18 protein-coding genes and 1 pseudogene are annotated in these 18,881 nt (G+C 70.2%); 10 read left to right on the top strand and 9 right to left on the bottom strand.

What is annotated here, in order from left to right; translation table 11 throughout:
• Nucleotides 1–29: 29 nt before the first annotated feature.
• From AAFO60_RS08295 to AAFO60_RS08285, 3 genes are all read right to left on the bottom strand, one after another.
• Complete coding sequence (locus AAFO60_RS08295) at nt 30–641, bottom strand: FABP family protein (protein WP_347955702.1); 612 nt, start codon at nt 639–641, stop codon at nt 30–32.
• 162 nt (nt 642–803) lie between these two features.
• A complete protein-coding gene (locus AAFO60_RS08290) occupies nt 804–1,298 on the bottom strand; it encodes a MarR family winged helix-turn-helix transcriptional regulator (protein WP_347955701.1) in 495 nt (164 codons plus the stop codon).
• A complete protein-coding gene (locus AAFO60_RS08285; RefSeq protein WP_347955700.1) occupies nt 1,295–1,609 on the bottom strand; it encodes a thiamine-binding protein in 315 nt (104 codons plus the stop codon). The genes AAFO60_RS08290 and AAFO60_RS08285 overlap by 4 nt, the downstream gene beginning before the upstream one ends.
• 72 nt (nt 1,610–1,681) lie before the next feature.
• Here AAFO60_RS08285 and AAFO60_RS08280 point away from each other — a divergent pair, with 72 nt between their 5' ends.
• Both AAFO60_RS08280 and AAFO60_RS08275 read left to right on the top strand, forming a co-directional pair.
• Complete coding sequence (locus AAFO60_RS08280) at nt 1,682–2,029, top strand: hypothetical protein (RefSeq protein WP_347955699.1); 348 nt, start codon at nt 1,682–1,684, stop codon at nt 2,027–2,029.
• Nucleotides 2,030–2,100: 71 nt separating this feature from the next.
• Complete coding sequence (locus tag AAFO60_RS08275) at nt 2,101–3,732, top strand: acyl-CoA synthetase (RefSeq protein ID WP_347955698.1); 1,632 nt, start codon at nt 2,101–2,103, stop codon at nt 3,730–3,732.
• A 20-nt stretch (nt 3,733–3,752) separates the two neighbouring features.
• Here AAFO60_RS08275 and AAFO60_RS08270 read toward each other — a convergent pair whose 3' ends face one another.
• Nucleotides 3,753–4,577 carry a COG4705 family protein gene (locus tag AAFO60_RS08270; protein ID WP_347955697.1) on the bottom strand — a complete coding sequence of 275 codons (825 nt, stop codon included), beginning with the start codon at nt 4,575–4,577 and terminating at the stop codon, nt 3,753–3,755.
• Between the two features lie 177 nt (nt 4,578–4,754).
• Between AAFO60_RS08270 and AAFO60_RS08265 the strand changes: the two genes are divergently transcribed.
• On the top strand, nt 4,755–5,810 hold the full coding sequence (locus tag AAFO60_RS08265; protein WP_347955696.1) for an FAD-dependent oxidoreductase: 1,056 nt from the start codon (nt 4,755–4,757) through the stop codon (nt 5,808–5,810).
• A 134-nt stretch (nt 5,811–5,944) separates the two neighbouring features.
• Nucleotides 5,945–6,856 (top strand): annotated as a pseudogene (locus AAFO60_RS08260) (RNA polymerase sigma-70 factor); the annotation flags it as partial.
• Here AAFO60_RS08260 and AAFO60_RS08255 read toward each other — a convergent pair.
• The 4 genes from AAFO60_RS08255 to AAFO60_RS08240 form a co-directional block, all read right to left on the bottom strand.
• Nucleotides 6,822–8,846, bottom strand: a complete 2,025-nt coding sequence (locus AAFO60_RS08255) for a BCCT family transporter (protein WP_347955695.1) — start codon at nt 8,844–8,846, stop codon at nt 6,822–6,824. The pseudogene AAFO60_RS08260 and the gene AAFO60_RS08255 overlap by 35 nt on opposite strands.
• A 72-nt stretch (nt 8,847–8,918) precedes the next feature.
• Nucleotides 8,919–10,562, bottom strand: a complete 1,644-nt coding sequence (locus AAFO60_RS08250; RefSeq protein WP_347955694.1) for an ABC transporter permease — start codon at nt 10,560–10,562, stop codon at nt 8,919–8,921.
• Nucleotides 10,563–10,564: 2 nt separating this feature from the next.
• On the bottom strand, nt 10,565–11,614 hold the full coding sequence (locus AAFO60_RS08245) for an extracellular solute-binding protein (RefSeq protein ID WP_347955693.1): 1,050 nt from the start codon (nt 11,612–11,614) through the stop codon (nt 10,565–10,567).
• 104 nt (nt 11,615–11,718) lie between these two features.
• Nucleotides 11,719–12,792 carry an ABC transporter ATP-binding protein gene (locus AAFO60_RS08240; protein WP_347955692.1) on the bottom strand — a complete coding sequence of 358 codons (1,074 nt, stop codon included), beginning with the start codon at nt 12,790–12,792 and terminating at the stop codon, nt 11,719–11,721.
• Nucleotides 12,793–12,878: 86 nt separating this feature from the next.
• Between AAFO60_RS08240 and AAFO60_RS08235 the strand changes: the two genes are divergently transcribed.
• The 3 genes from AAFO60_RS08235 (at nt 12,879) to AAFO60_RS08225 (ending at nt 15,598) form a co-directional block, all read left to right on the top strand.
• The gene (locus tag AAFO60_RS08235; RefSeq protein WP_347955691.1) at nt 12,879–13,709 is read left to right on the top strand and encodes a DUF1542 domain-containing protein; all 831 of its coding nucleotides are present in this window, start codon (nt 12,879–12,881) and stop codon (nt 13,707–13,709) included.
• An 83-nt stretch (nt 13,710–13,792) separates the two neighbouring features.
• Nucleotides 13,793–14,530, top strand: coding sequence for a HEAT repeat domain-containing protein (locus tag AAFO60_RS08230; RefSeq protein ID WP_347955690.1), 738 nt, complete (start codon nt 13,793–13,795; stop codon nt 14,528–14,530).
• 63 nt (nt 14,531–14,593) lie between these two features.
• Nucleotides 14,594–15,598 (top strand): MerR family transcriptional regulator, encoded by a 1,005-nt coding sequence (locus AAFO60_RS08225; RefSeq protein ID WP_347955689.1) that lies wholly within the window; start codon nt 14,594–14,596, stop codon nt 15,596–15,598.
• A gap of 43 nt (nt 15,599–15,641) precedes the next feature.
• Here the strand turns inward: AAFO60_RS08225 and AAFO60_RS08220 are convergent, their stop codons facing one another.
• Nucleotides 15,642–16,169 (bottom strand): DUF488 domain-containing protein, encoded by a 528-nt coding sequence (locus AAFO60_RS08220; protein ID WP_347955790.1) that lies wholly within the window; start codon nt 16,167–16,169, stop codon nt 15,642–15,644.
• A gap of 165 nt (nt 16,170–16,334) precedes the next feature.
• On the opposite strand from AAFO60_RS08220, the gene AAFO60_RS08215 reads away from it, so the two are divergent.
• The 3 genes from AAFO60_RS08215 to AAFO60_RS08205 are packed head-to-tail and all read left to right on the top strand — an operon-like array spanning nt 16,335 to nt 18,872.
• Nucleotides 16,335–17,159 carry a Cof-type HAD-IIB family hydrolase gene (locus tag AAFO60_RS08215; RefSeq protein ID WP_347955688.1) on the top strand — a complete coding sequence of 275 codons (825 nt, stop codon included), beginning with the start codon at nt 16,335–16,337 and terminating at the stop codon, nt 17,157–17,159.
• The gene (locus AAFO60_RS08210; protein WP_347955686.1) at nt 17,156–17,875 is read left to right on the top strand and encodes a YoaK family protein; all 720 of its coding nucleotides are present in this window, start codon (nt 17,156–17,158) and stop codon (nt 17,873–17,875) included. The genes AAFO60_RS08215 and AAFO60_RS08210 overlap by 4 nt, the downstream gene beginning before the upstream one ends.
• A gap of 10 nt (nt 17,876–17,885) precedes the next feature.
• A complete protein-coding gene (locus AAFO60_RS08205) occupies nt 17,886–18,872 on the top strand; it encodes a hypothetical protein (protein WP_347955685.1) in 987 nt (328 codons plus the stop codon).
• The last annotated feature ends 9 nt before the right edge of the window (nt 18,873–18,881 follow it).

The following is an 18,881-nucleotide window of genomic DNA, read 5'->3' as shown; positions in this document are numbered from 1 at the left end:
GGGTCGTCGGCCGTCGCGGCGTCCGTGGCTCAGTTGAACTCGGAGCCCGGGTGGAAGCGCTTGACGCGGCGCAGGGTGTTCTCGTCGGTGTGGTGCATCTCGGTGCCCGTCGCGGCCAGCTTCAACAGCAGATCCGAGGTGTAGCTGAACGTGTCGTCGTCGATGATGGTGAACGTGCTGGTGAAGTCCTTGATCTCGGCGCGCTCCATCAGGTACTTGTTCTGCAGGATGCCGTACGACGGGTCGCCCGGCTTCGCGTCGAAGTGCAGGACGGTGTCGTGCGGGCCGGCGTCGCTGCCCGCCTGGATCGCGATGCCGCGACCGAAGACGACGGTTCGCATGATCTGACCGTTGGCCTTGTCCCACAGCAGGAAGCCGACCTCGTCGTGGAACGGGTCCATCCCCTCCTCGCCGTGCCGCCAGGCGGTCATGGAGTAGTTCATCCCCCACAGGGTCTGCTGACCGTTCTCCTGAACCGGGATCGGCTTGAAGGCGGCGCGCTCGAAATAGGAGGTCTTGCTCGTCTCGTCGTCGTTGTTGTGGTAGGAGAGGTCGACACCGACGTCGCCCTCCCAGACTCCGACCAGCGGGGTCAGCGGGCCGAGCTTCTGGGGGCCGCGGATCGTTTCGGTGGTGCTCATGACTTCTCCAATCGTTGGGACTGTCGGCCGATGACCGTCGTAACGGCGGCTACGGAGTCGTCGCAATGCGCTGAAAAGCACTGCATAGCGCAAGTCTTGCACAGAGCAAGACTTGATTCAGTCAAATTGAGGAGGTTCGCGGCGATGCGGTCGGTGGGCCGATCACATCGGCACGTGATGGTGCCGGGCGCCGTCCGTCGGCTCGGTTGCGAGCACCTCGTGGAGGTGATGCAGGGCCTCCGAACAAGACGCCCGCAGGGCCGGGTCGAGGTGTTCGAGGAGGCGATGCAACTCGCTGCGACGATGAGCTGTGACCTCGTCGACGACTCGGCGGCCGGCGTCGGTGAGGGTCAGCACGACGATGCTGCGGTTGTCCGGGTCCGCACCCCGCACCAGATGACCGGAGGAGTGCAGTCGGTCGGCGAGACGGGTGATCGTGGATCCGACGACGCCGAGCGCGCGAGCGCAGTCGGAGGAACTGGACGGGCCCGATTCCCGCAGGCTCAGCAGCAGCCGGAACTGCGGCAGCGAGATGTCGACGCGCTCCACACTGCGCAGGGCCAGTCCCACGAGGTCGCGGACGGCGGTCTCGAAGGCGAGGATCTCGCCGGCCGACGGCGCGGCTGCCGAACCGGTGGCACCCGACGTCTCGCTCACGACGGCGCGTCGCCGCGCAGCCGCTCCTCGACGCGCTCGACCTTGTGCGTGAGCTGTCCGGAGAATCCTTCGCGCATGTCGGCCTTCAAGACCAGACTCACGCGCGGACTGGTGGCGGCGACCGCCTCGCACGCCGCCTTCACCACCGCCATGCACTCGTCCCATTCGCCTTCGATCGTGGTGAACATCGACGTGGTCTCGTTGGGCAGGCCGGAGGCGCGGACCACCCGCACGGCTTCGGCGACGGCGGCACTGACCGAACCGTCGGGATCGTCGGTGGTTCCGGGCGCGATGGAGAAGGCGAACAGCATGGGGCCAGGATACGTCCGGGCGGTTGGTCGATACTGCTGACCGGCCCCGACGATTCATGCAGAATCGGCCCCATGAGCTACACGTTGGCGTTCTGGTCGGGCGCAGACGCTGCGGACTGCGCCGACACCTACATCCGGCTCAACAAGGGCGAGCCCGTCGACGGGGTCCGGCCCGTCGACGCCGCCGCTGTAGAGCGGGCGATGGCCGGCCTGGCCGACTGGTCGCGATCGGGGACCATGCTGTATCCGCCGGGTGGAACGTCCGCCGACGGTCCGGTCTTCGACGTCTTCATCGACACGCACGCGGTCGTCTACACCGGATACAGCGTGGCGCCGCAGCACCTCAACGAGGTGATCGACCTGATGCGCGCCCTCGGCTTCCGCCTGTACGACCCGCAGCGGATGGAACGTTTCGAATAGGCCGATCCCCGTCGCCGTCTCCCGGCGCCGCGGACCCAGACCCCACCGACCCCACAGATGGGACACCGCCGATGGACGGCCGAACCGACATGCAGACCGGCACGAACTCCCGCACCACCGATCCCGGCATCAGCGATCCCGGGAGAACCGATGACGGCATCGGGAACTGGCCGTCGATCCATCGCGCGCGACACCCGCGCCGGGTCGCCCTGATCGACGCGGAGACGGGCGCCGAACTGACCTTCGCCGACCTCGACCTGCGCACCAATGGGCTGGCCGATGCGCTGCGCGGTCGCGGCATCGGCAAGGGCGACCGGGTGGCGCTGGTGACGTTGAACAGCCCGCAGATGCTCGAGGTGATCCTGGCGGTCGCCAAACTCGGCGCGGTCGCGGTTCCGATCAACTGTCGACTGCAGCCCCCGGAGATCGCGTACATCCTCACCGACTCCGGTGCGCGCATCGTCTTCGCCTCACCGCAGACCGCCGACGCCGTGCGGATCGCCGTCGACGGCACCGATGTCGTCGAGGTCATCGAGATCCCGTCGGCGCAGCAGCGCGCGTCGGGGCGGGGCGGCGCCTACGAGGAGCTGGTGGCGAGCGGCCGCTCCGAGCGCGTCGAGGTCGACGTCGACGTGGACGATCTGGCGATGCTCATGTACACCTCGGGCACCACCGGCTTTCCGAAGGGCGCGATGCTGACGCACCGCAATCACCTGTGGAATGCGATCAACAATGCGACGGCGATCGAGGGAATCGGGCCGCTCGACATCAGTCTCGCCGGCGCGCCGCTGTTCCACATCGGGGCCCTGGGCATCTTCACGCTGCCGCTGCTGTACATCGGCGGCACGACCGTGGTTCTGGAGTCCTTCGCCCCCGACACCTGGCTGGCGGCGGTCGACCGGTTCCGCGTAAGCGTCGTCTTCTGCGTCCCGGCGATGTGGGCAGCCGTCGACGCCGCGCTGGCCGCGACTCCCGCGGATCTGAGCTCACTGCGGTACGGCCTCAGCGGCGGTGCGCCGTGCCCGGTCGTCCTGATCGAGAGTCTGGTGAGTCGCGGCATCCGCTTCGCCGAGGGCTTCGGCCTCACCGAGACCGCGCCGATCGCCTGCGTGCTCGACATCGAGGACACGGTCACTCACGCCGGATCGGTCGGGAAGCCGGTGCTGCACGTGGACCTGATGGTGGCCGACGACGCCGGCGCCGAGGTGCCCGCGGGAACGGTCGGCGAGATGCTGGTGCGCGGACCCAATGTCTTCGTCGGGTACTGGAACAGGCCCGAGGCGAGCGCCGAGGCGCTGCGCGACGGCTGGTTCTACACCGGCGATCTCGCTACCTGCGACGAGGACGGCTACTACCGGATCGTCGACCGCAAGAAGGACATGATCGTCAGCGGCGGCGAGAACGTCTACGCCTCCGAGGTGGAGCAGGTGATGCATCGCCATCCGGCGGTCGGCGAGGTGGCGGTGATCGGCATCCCCGACGAGAAGTGGGGCGAGGCGGTGACCGCGGTGATCGCGCTGAAGCCGGGCGCGGCCGCGACCGAAGCCGAGCTCATCGCGTGGGCGCGTGAGCAGATCGCACACTTCAAGAGTCCGCGCTCGGTTCACTTCGTCGACGTCCTGCCCCGCACGGCCACCGGCAAGATCCTCAAGCATGACCTGCGCAAACGCTGGTCGTCGGACGGTTCCGCGGTCCAGCGGTAGTCGGCGCGCGGCCCGTGTCGTCACCTCGTGACGGACGCGGTCTCCGGCGCCGCCACCTCGTCGATCTGATCGACACGCGACCACGACAGGTACCCGACGAGGAGCACGATCACACCGAGGAAGGCCAGGTTGACGACGGTTCCGTCGAGGCCGAACCCGCCGGCGTCGCCGGGCTGGGTCAGCAGATCGCCCAGGGAGGCGCCCAGCGGCCGGGTGATGATGTACGCGGCCCAGAACGCGGCGACGGCGCCCGCCCGCAAGCCCAGGTGCAGCGCGGTGATGAGGGCGATGACGGCGGCGAACAGGACCAGCGACAGCCAGTAGCCGAGCGCCAGCTTCTCGGCGATCAAGTCGCCGGCCGCGGTCCCGAGCGCGAACGTCACCAGCACGGCCAGCCAGTAGAAGGCCTCGCGCCGGCGGGTTCGGACCGAATGGATCGACAGCGTGCCCTCGGTGAGACGCCACGCCAGGAACACCACGACCAGCGCCGCCGCGAAGCACGCGGTCGACACGGGCAGCGGGACGCCCAAGGCATCGGTCAGATTGTCGGTGATCAGTGTGCCGGTGACGCTGACCAGGAGCACGGTCCACCAGTACAGCGCCGGAATGTAGCGGCGCACCCGGAACTGCGCGACGAAGGTCGCGCCCAACAGGGCGACGGTGACCGCCGTGGTTCCGCGCAGGCCGAAGCCGAGGTCCATGTTCAGGTAGTCGGCTGCGGTTTCGCCGACGGTGGTCGCGAGGATCTTGATGATCCAGAAGTAGACGGTGACTTCGGGGACCTTGCTCATCGCCATGCGGGCGGTGACGAGTCCGGGCTCGGTAGTGGTGGTCGCAGCGTGCATGGTCTCCCGTTCGTTCGGTGCGTCTCGTTCTCCGGTCCGCTTCATGATCGGCGGCCGCCGCTTAGGGAGTCCTGAGCCGTCGTCGGTCGGGGCCGCTCGGGCGGCGGTGTCACGGAATGGTTGCCTGCGGTGTCATATGAGCGTCTGATCGAAGGAACGAACGTGTGGGAGGCCGACATGAGAGTCGTAATCGTCGGAGCGGGGTATGCGGGGGCAATCGCCGCCAACCGACTGGCCAGACGGGTGCCGAAGGCGGACATCGTGATGGTGAACCCGCGTCCGGACTTCGTGGAACGGATCCGCCTGCATCAACTCATCGCCGGGACCGGCCCGGCGACTCGGTCGCTGCGCGCGATGATCGACGACCGCGTGGCGCTGCGCATCGCGGCGGCCACCGAGATCGGCGACGGCGCGCTGTCGTTGAGCGACGGCGGGGAACTCGGATTCGACGCCCTCGTGTACGCGGCGGGCGGATCGGTGGTCGCGCCCGAAGGCGCGGTCGCGGTCGGTGACGTCGAATCGGCGCGCGGCGCGGCGACACAGCTCGCGCAGCTGCGTCCCGGCGCGCTGGTGGAGGTGGTCGGCGGCGGACTGACCGGGGTCGAGACCGCTGCGGAGGTCGCGACCGCGCGGCCCGACGTCCGCGTCCGGCTGACCGCAGACGACGAGATCGCCGAGTCGCTGGGCGAATCCGCGCGCGAGCGGGTGCGGACGGCGCTGCAGACGATGGGGGTGGAACTGCGCCGCGGACACTGGGGCGCAGCCACCGCCGATCTCACGCTGTGGGCCGTGGCGCGGCAGGTCAGCGCCCTCGCAGCGGACAGCGGGCTGGCGGTCGACGGCGACGGCCGAGTGCTGGTGGACTCGCACCTGCGCAGCGTCACCGACCGCCGTGTGTGGGCCGCGGGCGACGGCGCGGCGGTCGCCGGTGCACGGATGAGCTGTCAGGCGGCGATCCCGCAGGGCGCCTACGCCGCCGACGCGATCGCCCGCGAGTCGCGGGGCCGGACGGCGGCACCGTTCGGCATGGGGTTCACCGCGCAATGCCTGTCGCTGGGGCGCCGCGACGGCGTGGTCCAGCGAGTGCATCGAGATGACGAGCCGGCGCGTCAGTGGCTGGGCGGCCGGGGGCTCGCCGGTCGGTCTGCGGCGCTGGTGAAGGAGCAGGTGTGTCGAAGCACGGTGCTCGCCGTCCGCCGCTCGCTGTCCGTGTCCCTCCCGGCGCCGTCATGACCGGCGGCAGGCGCCGCGCCGACGGTGACGAGAGGACAGGGGACGAGAGGACAGGGGACGAGAGGACAGGGGACGAGAGGACAGGGGACGAGAGGACAGGGGACGAGACGACAGGGGAGGAACAGCTCGGGGACGGCACCGCCGAGTTCACCGCGCACCGACCGCTCCTCTTCTCGATCGCATACGAGATCCTCGGGTCGGTGGCCGACGCGGAGGACGTCCTCTCGGAGAGCTGGGTGCGCTGGCAGCAGTGCGACCGCGAGCGAGTGCGGCATCCGCGCGCCTACCTCGCCCGAATCGTGACCCGCCAGGCGCTCAACGCTGCGCGCGCCGCCGACCGCCGCCGCGAGACCTACGTGGGACCGTGGCTGCCCGAGCCGCTGGAAGCCGCCGATCGCGAGACCGGGCTCGACCACGTGCTGACCGGCGAGGCGGTCACGACGGCGATGCTGCTGGTCCTGGAATCGTTGACCCCCGATGAGCGCGCCGTCTTCGTCCTGCGCGAGGTCTTCGACTTCGAGTACCCCGAGATCGCCGACGCGGTCGACAAGTCGCAGCCCGCGGTTCGGCAGATCGCCCATCGTGCCCGCGCACACGTCCGCGCCCGGCGCCCGGCCGCCGTCGCCGGCCCGACCGACGCCCAGGCCGTGGTCGAGCGCTTCCTCACCGCAGCGGTCACCGGGAAGGTGCAGGAGCTCATGGAGGTCCTCGCCCCGGGAGTGGTGTATCTGGGCGACGGCGGCGGGGTGGCACCTGCGGCACGGCGTCCCGTCGAGGGGGCCGACCGCGTGGCGCGCATGGTGATCGGCCTGCTCGCCAAGGGCGCCACGCTGGGGGAGGTCGGCTTCCGGATGACGGTCGTCAACGGGATGCCTGCCGTGGTCGTGACCCTCGACGGCGACGTCGACAACGTCACCTGCGTCGAGGTGGTGGACGGCGCGGTGACGGCCGTCTACGCCGTGCGGAATCCCGCGAAGCTGGAATGGATCCGGGCACAGCCGGAGCCGCCGGTCACTGCGGGCGCTTCGGATGCTCCCGCACCCTGACCCCGCCTCGATCCTGCCAGCCCCGGCTCCGCGAGATCCGGTAGTCGATGCGGTCGTCGACGTAGTCGCGCACCGACGGCTCGTCCGGGATGGTGTCGAAGACCTCCCCGGTGATGTGCGTGGTCGCCGCGGCCAGCCGTTGCGTGCGTTCGGCGTGAAACATCTTGTCGCTCTCGAACTTCAAACCGCGCAGCGTCGCCACGCACATCAGGGCGAGCACGATGCTGAACGGCAGCGCGGTCGCCAAGGCGGCCGACTGAAGCGACTTGAGCCCGCCCGCCAGCAACAGTGCGATCGCGACGACGCCCTCGATCGCCGACCACAGCACCCGCGACCACACCGGCGGATTCGGGTGCCCGCCCGAGGCGAGCATGTCGACCACCAGCGAACCGGAGTCCGAGGAGGTGATGAAGAAGATGGCGACGAGCACGATCCCGATGATCGAGAAGACCGTCCCGAGGGGCATCGCCGACAAGACGTGGAACAGCGAGCTCTCGGCCGAGACCGTCCCGTTCTCGACGAGATCGCCTTCACCGAAGAACTGGCGGTACAGCCCGGTGCCGCCGAGCACCGAGAACCACACGAAACCCACCAGCGTCGGCACGATCAGGCAGCCGGCGATGAACTCGCGGACCGTCCGACCGCGCGAGATCCGAGCGATGAAGACACCGACGAAGGGCGCCCACGCGATCCACCATCCCCAGTAGAAGATCGTCCAGTCACCCAGCCAGCCCTGCGCCTCCTCGCCCTGGAAGGCTCCGACGTCCAGGGTCATGTTGAACAGGTTGGCGAAGTACACCCCGAGCGACTGGACCAGGTTCTGCAGCAGGAACAGCGTCGGCCCGATCAGGAGCATGCTGATCATCAGCAGTCCGGCCAGCGACAGGTTGATGTTCGAGAGCCACTTGATGCCGGTGCCGAGCCCGCTCACCACCGACAGGGTCGCCAAGAACGTGATGACGACGATCAGCACCACGAGCGTGGTCGTGTCGACCGAGTCGACCACCCCGATCGACTCCATCCCCGCCGAGATCTGCTGGACGCCCAGCCCCAGCGACGTGGCGACGCCGAAGACGGTGCCGAAGATCGCCAGCACGTCGATCACGTCGCCCGCCCAGCCCTTGACTCGGTCGCCCAGCAGCGGTTCCAGGCCCCAGCGGATCGACACCGGGCGCCCGCGCCGATGGATCGCGTACGCCAACGCCAAACCGATGACCGCGTAGATCGCCCACGGGTGCAGCCCCCAGTGGATGAAGGTCTGCGCCATCGCCTTGCCGGCGATCTCCTGCTCGGACCCCTCCCAGCCCGGCTTGGGCGAGACGGTCGCGTAGGTCAGCGGCTCGCCGACGCCGTAGAACACCAGCCCGATGCCCATGCCCGCCGCGAACAGCATGCAGAACCAGCTGACCATCCCGAACTCGGGCGCCTCGTCGTCGCTGCCGAGCCGGATCCGGCCCAACCGCGAGAAGCACAGGGCGATGGTGAACACCACGAAGCACGCGATGATCAGCATGTAATACCAGCCCAGATTGGTGACGATCCAGTCCTGCATGGCGCTGAAGAACCGCCCGGTGCCATCGGGGAAGACGACGGCGACGGCGCTGACGGCGACGATCACCGACAGCGCGGGCCAGAAGACCGCGGGTGCCACGTTGCCGCGCCCGAGGCGCACCCCCTGCCTGCGGAGCTTCTCGGTGATCTCGTCGTCGGTGTCGTCCTCGGCGACGTGCCAGTGGTCGGGCACCGGCGCGACCCCGGACGCGATGGGGGTCGTCTTCCCGGTGAACGGGTCGACGAGGACGGTCGGCGCGCCGTCGGAACGTGCGCCGTTGCGCTCGACGACGGAAGAATCGAGACCCGGGGAGTCGAGACCCGGCGAGTCGAGACTGGGGGAGTCGAGACTGGGCGAGTCGAGACTGGGCGAGTCGAGGCTGGGGGAATCGGTGCCGTCGGACTCGGCGCTGTCGGGGTCTTCGGGGCGTTCGGCCATGACCTCCACCATGGATGCCCGGTTGACACGATTCAACCCGAACTGAAGATCTCCGTGCTCAGCGGGCGTGTCTCAACCGCGGACCGTCGACCGCGCCAGCAGGATCGCCGGGATCGCGCCGATCACCAACAGCGCCAGACCGTACGGGCTGGCGGCGGTGAAGTCGAGGACCTCGCCGTCGGTCGTCGCCCACAAGGCGGTCGCCAGCGAGTGTTCGCCGGTCGGGCGCAGCAGCAGCGTGGTGGTGAGTTCCTTGCCGGCGTCCAAGCCGACGAGCAACGCGCCGGTGCCGACCGCGGGCAGTGCGATCGGCATGGTGATCCGGGAGAAGGTCTCGATCGCCCCCTTGCCCAGCGATCGGGACATCTCGTCGAGCTGCGGCGAGGCCTGCGCGATTCCGACCTGCTGCGAGCCGACGGCCAACGGCAGGAACATCACGACGTAGCCGATGACCAGCAGCGTCGACGTCTGATACAGCGGGTAGAACCATTGGACCGAGACGTACACCAGCGACAACGCCATGATGACGCCGGGCAGTGCGTGGGCGACCCACGTCGACCGCTCGATCAGCGACGACATCCGGCCCGGATGTCGCACCGCCAGCAGCGACACGGGCAGCGCGCAGGCGGTCGCGACCGCGGCCGCCGCCAGCGCCCACCGCCCGGTGTTGGCGGCCGAGCTCCACAGTTGCGCCCAGTCGATGGCGTCGCCGCCGCCGGTCAGGTGGTCGACGATGCCGCTGACGGTGACCCACAGCGGGATCGCCAGCGCCGCGAGCACCACGGCCAGGCACAGCAGGAGCCAGATCGGGGTCGTGGCGCCGAGTCGCCAGCGCATCGGCGGGCGCGGGGTGCCGATGCCGGTGCGGACCGGGCGTCGACGGCCGCGCAGCAGCCGGTCGAGCAGGAGCAGGAGGATGGCGCCGCCGGCCAGGACGACGGCCAGCGCCCGCGCCGACTCGGGCATGCCGAGAACGGTGGCGCGCTGCACGATCGCGGTGGTCAGGGTCTGATAGTTGAGCATCTGCACGGCGCCGTACTCGGCGAGCAGATGCAGCCCGATGATCAGCAGGCCCGTCGAGATCGCCGGGCGCAGCTGCGGCAGGGTGATCCGGCAGAAGGCCGCGGCCGGTCCGCGGCCGAGGGCGCGCGCGGCCTCCTCCTGCGCGGGATCGAGACGGCGCAGGGCGGTCAACACGGGCAGGAAGACGTAGGGGAACAGCGTGAGCGTCAGGATGGCGGTGGCGCCGCCGAGCCCGAAGATCAGCTTCGAGGAGGGGAAGTGCCGATAGGTGAACGCCACCCACGCGTACGAGCCGACGAAGGTCGGCACACCCAGCGGCAGTGTCAGCAGCACCGTCCACAGTCGCGGCATCGGCAACGTGGTGCGGGCCACCAGGACGGCGAGCGTCACCCCGAGCACCGACGTGCACAGGCAGACGAGCACGAGCAGCTGCACGGTGTTCCACAGCAGCGGCACCGTGGTCGGGCTGGCGATCTCGGTCCGCAGCAGCGAGAAGCTGAACCCGGCGCGCAGCAACAGGTAGGCCGCGGGCGACAGGGCGGCGACGGCGATCAGGATGCCGGGGATCACCAACCCCAGCGGTGGCCGGTCGCGGCGGGTGCGCTCGGGTCGGGACGGGCGGACCGACGACGGTTCCGGTTCCAGCGCCGAGACGGCGCTCGAACCGGAACCGGTGGAACTGCTGGAGGTCACCGTCAGACGATGCCGCTCTGCTTCAGCAGCTCGTTGGCCTCATCGGTGTTCTTCAGCGAGGCCTGATCGAACTTGGGGAAGGTCAGCGACTTGAGGTCGGGCAGGCCGTAGCTGCTGGTGACGCCGGGGGTCGCCGGGAACTGCGGGCTCTGCTGCGCGACCACCTGCTGTCCGCCGTCGGCGGCCGACAGCCACTTGACGAACTCCCCGGCCTCCTTCTGGTGCGAGCTCGACTTCAGCACCGCGGCGCCCGAGGCGAGCATCAGCGCGCCGGCGTCGTCGTTGTTCAGGTAGTGGACGCGCGAGGAGACCTTGTCCTGGCCGCCCTTGTCCTTGGCCATGATGTACCAGTAGTAGTGGTTCGACAGCCCGAACTCGTGCTGGCCGGCCTCGACGCTGTCGCGGACCTTACCGTTCGACTGCTCGTTGACGCCGTTCTCCTTGATGCCCTTGAGCCACTCGAGGGTGCGGTCCTTGCCGATCGTGTTGATCAGGTAGGCCGTGGTCGACTTGAACGCGCCGGAGGGGGCGTAGGCGAACTTGCCCTTCCACTCGGGCTTGGTCAGATCGAGGATCGACGGCGGCAGCTGCGCCTCGCTGATCTTGGACGGCGCGTAGTACATGACGCGGGCGCGGACGGCCATCGGCAGCCAGTTCCCGGTCGAGGGCACGAACCGCTGATCGGGCACGCTCAGGACGGCCTTGTCGACCGGTGCCAGCAGGCCCTTGGCGTCCAGTCCGGCCATCGGACCGGGCTCCTCGGTGATGACGACGTCGGCCTTCGACCGGTCGCCCTCCTCGACGATCTGTCCGGTCATCTCCGAGTCCTTGCCGGCCCGGACGTCGACGTGGATGCCGGTCGACTTCTCGAAGTCGGCCGCGAGCGCCTTCGCGAGCTTCTCGTGTTGACCCGAGTACAGGGTGATCGAGGCCTTCGCATCTTTACTGTCGCCGGCGTCGTTCGACGAGCATGCGGCGAGCGTCAGTGCCGTCGCCGCCGCGGTGGTGACCGCCAGCAGGCGCCAAGCGCGACGTTTCGGGGTAGCAGACATGAGACCTCATTCTGGATTCTCGTAGGGACGGGGCGGGCGGGTCCGCCCCGCTTGCGGGAAGGGAGCGAGCGGATGCGCGGCTCCCGCGGGGTTCGGGACGTCGGTCAGACGGGCGTCGGGGCCTTGATCGTCAACGCGTCGGTCACATGCACGTGCACGGTGCTTCCCGGGGCGGGCAGTGCGGTGCCCGCCGTTCGCACCAGCAGCGGCGTGCCGTCGGGCAGGGCCAGCCGCGCCAGGCCGTCGTGCCCGAAGAAGCTGACCGACGTGACGATGGCCTCGGCACCGTGATCGCCGAGCTCGAGGTGCTCGGGACGCAGGATCAGCCGGTCGTCGAAGACGGTGGAACGGGCGACGCGGAGGCGGCCGAGCACCGAGTCGACGGTGACCGTGCCCTCTCCGTCGGCGGTCGCGGTGCAGGGGATCTCGACGGATTCGCCGAGGAAGGCGGCGGCCGGCGGGTCGACGGGGCAGGCGTACAGGTCGGCCGGGGCGGCGGCCTGGATGACGCGGCCGTCGCGCATCATCGCCACCTGGTCGGCCAACGACAGGGCCTCGCTCTGATCGTGGGTGACCAGCACCGCGGTCGCATCGATGCGGCGCAGCAGGTCGCGCACCTCTTCGCGCAGTTCCACACGCAACGACGCGTCGAGGGCGGAGAACGGTTCGTCGAGGAGCAGGACCGCCGGAGCGGGTGCGAGGGCGCGGGCCAACGCGACCCGCTGCTGCTGCCCGCCGGAGAGCTCATCGGGTCGGCGGTCGCCGTAGCCGGCCATGCCGACGAGTCGGAGCATCTCGGTGACGCGGCGCGCCCGGTTCTCGCGATGAGCCGGACCGAACCGTGACCGCAGCCCGCCGGGGAGCCCGTAGGCGATGTTCGCGGCCACCGTCAGGTGGGGGAAGAGCGCACCCTCCTGTGCGACGATCCCGACGCGCCGTCGTTCCGGCCGCACGAACCGGCCGTCTCCGGCCACCAGGGAGCCGTCGATCTCGACCCGGCCGCCGTCGGGCCGGTCGAAACCGGCGAGGATTCGCAAGAGCGTGGTCTTGCCGCAGCCGGACTCGCCGAGGATGGCGGTGAAGCTGCCCGCTGCGACGTCGAGGTCGACCCCGCGCAAGGCGTGAACGGGGGCGGGGTCCGCCGGGAAGACCCGGGTGACGTCTCGAACTCGCAGCATGAGGTCAGGCTACGCTAATCCACATTCACCGAACAGTGTGGGCCGGGGCACACCATCGGTGCGGCGTTTTCCGTACCCTGGAGGAGGTGCCAGACATGCTTCTCATTCTCCTCATCGCCCTGCTCGCATTCGGCGTCTTCGCGATGCTCCGCAGCCGTACCAGCGGCGCGCAGGCCACCCAGGCCCGTCTCGACGATGCGAAGGCCGACGCCCGACAAGCCATCGAACGACTCGGCGGACAGGTGTACGCGCTCGACCCGGGCGACGATCCCGCTGCCCGCCAAGCGCTGGCCGACGCGGGGGAGCGCTTCACCGCGGCCGGCTCGCAGATCGAGCAGGCAGCCACCCCGGGACAGGCGCAACTCGCCAAACAGACTGCGGTGGAAGGCCTTTACTACATCCGCGCGGCCCGTACCGCGCTCGGATTCGATCCCGGCCCGCCCATCCCCGAGCTGACCGGCCAGCGCGATGCCGGCGCCGTCACCGAGGCGCGGACGGTCGACTTCGACGGCCGCACCGTCGAAGCCTCGCCGACCCCGACCAAGGCCACCCCCAACTACTACCCGGGCGGCCGGGTCGCCGGACGTGCGGTGCCCGCCGGCTGGTACTCCGAACCCTGGTGGAAGCCCGCCCTCATCGGCGGCGCCTGGGGCATCGGTTCGGCGCTCCTGTTCAGCTCGCTGTTCTCCGGCATGTCCGGAGTCCCGCAGGGCGTGGCCGACGCCGACATGGCCGGCGGCGACTTCGGTGGTGACGGCGGCGACTACGGCGACGTCGGCGACAGTGGCGGTGATTACGGCGGCGGTGACTTCGGCGGCGGTGACTTCGGCGGCGGAGATTTCGGCGGCGGTGACTTCGGCGGCGGAGATTTCGGCGGCGGGGACTTCGGCGGGTTCGGAGACTTCGGCGACTTCTGAGACCGCGACGTGTGACTCTCGGCGGCGGGGGTTGACCCTGCCACGGTGAGAAGGTCTTCACTCGTGACCGGAGGTGGTTCACGATGAACTCGCAACACCGCGGGACACGACACGGCGGGACCCAGCAGTACGGCGGGACCAGGCAGATCGGCGAGACGCCGTCGCCCGGTCCGCCGACTGCGGGATCCGACGCCGAGCTCCGAGCGGCGCTGGCACACCCGGACGCCTCGGTCCGCTTGCGAGCGGCGCTCGCCGCGGGTACGGCTGCCGACGCCGCGCTGCTCGGCGACCTGATCGCCCGCACCCGCACCGAACCGGACTTCTACGTCCGCGACATGCTGACCTGGGCGCTCACCCGCCTGCCTGCGTCCGATGCGGTGCCCGCGTTGATCGACGAACTCGAGTCGCCGATCGCGCAGGCCCGCAGTCAGGCGCTGCACACCCTGTCGAAGATCGCCGATCCCGCGGCATGGCCGGCGATCACCGTCGCCCTGCTGACCGACGAGGACGACGACGTCGTCCGCAGCGCGTGGCGGGCCGCCGTGGTCGTGGTCCCGGACGAGGCTCGGCACCGACTCGCGCGCACGCTCGCCACCCAACTGGGACGGGGCGGGATCGACGTGCAGCGGAGCCTGAGTCGGGCGTTCGTCGAACTCGACGCGGCCGCGGGGGCGATCGTTCGCGATGCCGCCTCGTCTCCGGACCCGGAGGTCCGCGCTCACGCCCTGGCCACCGAGGAGCTCATCGCCGACCCCGAATCCGGGTTCGCCGCCCACCTCGAACAGGCGCGGCGAGTGGTCGCGACAGGCCGCTTCGATTGACCGAGAACCGGTCGCCGCCGAGGCGACCGCCGATAGGGTGGGGCCGACCGAGGGAGGTGCCGAGTGCGGATCGGTGAGCTGTCCCGGCGCTCCGGGGTGAGCGCCCGAATGCTGCGGCACTACGACGAACTGGGCCTCGTCCGCCCCGGCGACCGCAGCTCGGCAGGCTACCGCGAGTACTCCGAGACCGACCTCGCGCGACTGTTCCAGGTGGAGACGCTGCGCACGCTCGGACTGTCGTTGCGCGAGATCGGTCAGGCGCTCGAGCAGCCCGCCGCCTCGCCCGCGGCGCTGCTGACCGCACTGATCGCTCGCACCCGGGAGCGGATCGCCCGCGAGCAGGCACTGCTGACGAGGCTGCGGCGACTCGACGACGCGGGCCCCGACGACTGGGAGCAGGTGCTGTCGGTGCTGGAGCTGCTGTCCGGGCTGACATCCCCGAGCGCCGGCCGACGACAGCTCGCGGCCCTCGATCCGGCGACCGTCGGTGATGTCTCCGACGCGCTCGTCGAGGCCCTGCACCGGGAGACCGACCCTAATGTCGCCGGCGCCCTGCGGTGGGCGTTGGCCCGGCGCGGCGGTGCCGTTACCGCCGTGGTCGAGGATCTGGTCGGCCCCGATGCCGAGCGGCGTCGAACGGCGGCCGGCCTGCTCGTCGAGGTCCCGCCGGCGGTCGCCGCCGACCACTCCTACCGCGCCGCGCTCCTGGCCGCGCTCGACGACCCGGACCCGCTGGTCCGCCGGGATGTGGCGACGGCCGCCGTGGCGGCGGGAATGGACGATGACGCTGTCGTGGATGTCCTGGTGGCGCTCATCGTCGACGGCGTCGCAGACGTGGCAGCCGCCGAGTCGCTCGCCGTGCTCGCCGACGACCCGGACCGCACCGCCGCCGTTACCGGCCGCCTGGTCGCCGAACTGTCCGGCGCCCGGCCGCCGGTGCGGAGTCGGGTGGCGCAGGCCCTCGGCGAGCTGCCCGGCGCCGCGGCGACGGACGCACTGTCGGACCTGAGGAACGACCCCGACGACGCCGTCCGATACACGGCCCGCTACCTGCTCGACCAGCGGTAGGCGTCCTCGGTCGGGGGCGTCTGCGCCGGAATCTGCTCGACCGTCACTCGGCTCGCGGGTACGACACCGCCCCGTCGCGGACGACGGCCCCCGCGCTGAGGGTCGCCTCGGCGGTGTGTCCGGCGCCGAGGATGTGGACGACCCGCTCGCCCCGGGCCAGGAGGTGGTCGGCGATGATCCGCCGATGGCAGCGCCACCAGACGGCCTCGGCGCACATGATCGCGGTCCGGTGACGCCGGGCCTCATCTCGCAGCCGGGTCAGGGCGGCGCCGAAGTCGTCGGACAGGGCGTGGTCGGCGTAGTTGTGGAAGCTCCGGTTGTCCCACCAGGCGTTGACCTCGAATGCGACGTCGCGCGATACCGGGCGGCGACCGGCCAGCCCGGCCGCCCAGGAGAACGAGATGTGCTGTGTCGCCAAGGAGTGAGCGAGGGCGTCGGCGTTGAACTGGGGGTGCTTGGTCGATCCGGGCAACTTGCGCACGTCGACGACGGCGTCGATCGAGTTCTCGGTCAACAGGGCGAGGAAGTCGTCGGCGGAACGATTCGAATGACCGATCGTCCACACCGTCACCGGCTCATCGCCCATCCCGATCACCACCTGAACACCGCGCGCTCTCGGCCGTCCGCGCTCTCGACCGTCTGCACTCTCGACCATTCGGGCGCCCACTCGGTGATCACCCGGCGGGGGAGAGCTCACCGCGGAACCGCTTCCTCGGCGCGACACTACACTCGGGGCATGATCGAGGGTCTCTCATCCGCCGACATCCGAATGGTCGTCGCCGACATGGACGGCACCCTGCTCGACCCCGCGGGCCGGGTGCCGGAGACGTTCTGGCCGGTGCTCGACGAGATGTCCGACCGGGGCATCGCCTTCGTGCCGGCCAGCGGACGCCAGTACTACACGCTCGAGGAGCTCTTCGCGCGCCATCCCGGGACCTTGTCGTACGTGGCCGAGAACGGCAGCATGGTGATGCACGAAGGTCGGCTGCTGACCTCGTCGAACGTCGACCCGGCACTGGTGGCGCGCGTGGTCGAGGCGGTCCGAGCCGCCCCCGAGCACGGCCGCGATCTCCGGCTCATCGTGCATCGGACCGACGGCGCCTTCGTCGAATCCGACGACGCCGCCTTCCTCACCCAAGCCCGCAAGTACTGCGCTCGACTCGATCTCGTGCCCGACCAGCTCGACATCTGCGACGGCGTCGTCAAACTCGCGATCTACGACTTCGGCGATGCCGAGGCCGACGCCGCACTGGTGCTCGCACCGTTGGTCGACGACCATCAGATGGCGGTGTCGGGTAGGCATTGGATCGACATCACCGCACCCGGCACCCATAAGGCGACCGGGGTCAGCGCGCTGCAGGACCTGGCCGGCCTCGGCCCGCGCAACACCGTCGTCTTCGGCGACTACCTAAACGACTTGGAGATGCTCGACACCGCCCATTGGTCGTTCGCCATGGCCGACGCCCATCCGGCCGTGCTCGAGCGCGCCCGCTATCGCGCGCCGCGCAACAGCGAAGACGGCGTCGTCACGGTGTTGAAGCAGTTGCTGGCGGCTCCGTGAGGTCGGCCCGTCGGCGGGAGGTCGGCCTGGCGGTGGTGCTCTCGGGGGTCGCCGGCTATCTCGACGCCGTCGGCTTCATCGAGTTGCGCGGCCACTTCGTGTCGTTCATGAGCGGGAACACCACCGACCTCGCCACCCGGGTCGGCACCTGGCATTTCGGCGGTGCGGGTCTGGTCGCGGGACTGATCGGCATGTTCGTCCTCGGTGTCGTCGTGGGGGCCGTCGCGGCCCGCTTCGGCGACGGTCGGAGCACCGTGCTGGTCACGACCACCGCACTGCTGGCGCTGACGTCGGCGGTGGCCGTGGTCGCCGACCCGGTCACGGCGGTCGCCCTCGGGCTGCCGGTGGCGATGGGCGCCATGAACGCGGTGTTCCTGCACAACGGGGAGGTCAGCATCGGTCTGACCTACATGACGGGCACGCTGGTCAAAGCCGGCCAGCAGTTCGTGGAGGCGTGCACCGGCGGACCCCGCTGGCTGTGGCTGCGGAACCTCTCGCTGTGGCTGGCCCTGGCCGCCGGCGGACTCGTGGGCGCAGCGATGCACCGGCTGGTCGGCGCGACGGCCGCGGCCTGGTTCGCGACCGCGATAGTGCTGGTCATCACCGTGGTGACGATCGTGGTGCGGCGGCGCACCGGGGAGTACGGTGTGCGGACGCGCCGGCGACACGAGATCACCGTCATCGGCGGCACCGCCGGCTCGGGACCGGTTTCGTAGCATGAACGACATGCCCTCGGATACTCCCGAACCGGCCGTCGACGGCCTCGCGGCCCGTCTGCTCGACGCGCAGGTGGTCTACTTTCGGCAGCAGCTGACCGACCCCGCGCGGTTCGCGGCCCTGGTCGAGTCGGAGATCACCGCCTTCCTCGATGTCGCCGACCACCTTCCGCTGGAGGAGGCCGTGTCGCGCGACCTGGTCAAGGCGGTCGCGCACAAGTATGCGGTCGCCTTCCCGGTCGACGGCGCCATCCCCGGCCTGGTCGGCGCGGTCGCCGCGCGGGTGGCCGCCTACTCCGGCGCCGACGACACTCGTCTCGCCGACGTCCTGGACCGCAGACGCTACGACGAACTGGCCGCGGGTGTCGCAGACCTCGGGCTCTCGCACCGGCTGTTGCAGCGCATCCTCGACAGCCCCGCGGCAGAGGACGCGTGCGTGGAGGCCCTGGCGCGGACCGTCGACGTCTCCCGGCTCCCCGGCCGCGTCGGCGTCGCTGTCGAGTCGTTCGTGGAGCGCCTCGCGCGGACCGGCACGCGCCGCGTCCTGGCCGCCAATCGGGCGCAGGCCGACCGTCTGCTGCTCGACGCCGCGCAGGAGGTGTGGCTGGCCGGCGCCGACCGCCGCGTGCGCGATGTCGGCGAACTGATCGCCGACTCCGACATCGAAGACGCCGTCGTGCTCGTGTTCGAGTTCTGGCGGACCTTCCGGGAGAGCGCGTACCTGCAGGCGATCCTCGACGAGGGCGTGGACGAGGTCTTCGACACCTACGGCGACACCGCCCTGTCCGAACTGCTCGACGAGCTCGGCGTCGGACGCGCCGACCTCGTCGAAGAGGCCATGCGCTTCGGCCCGCCGGTGATCACCCGCCTCGACGCCGACGGCCTCGTCGAGGACGCTCTGCGACGACGGTTGGCGCCCTTCTACGCCTCACCCGAGTTCCTCGCCGCCGCCGGACTGGCGGACCGGACCGGGGACGTTGATCGAGGAGAGTCTTGACCCTGTCGT

It is taken from the genome of Gordonia aichiensis, from assembly GCF_039946255.1.
Lineage (GTDB): Bacteria > Actinomycetota > Actinomycetes > Mycobacteriales > Mycobacteriaceae > Gordonia > Gordonia aichiensis_A.
This window is presented reverse-complemented; position numbering and strand designations above follow the sequence as displayed.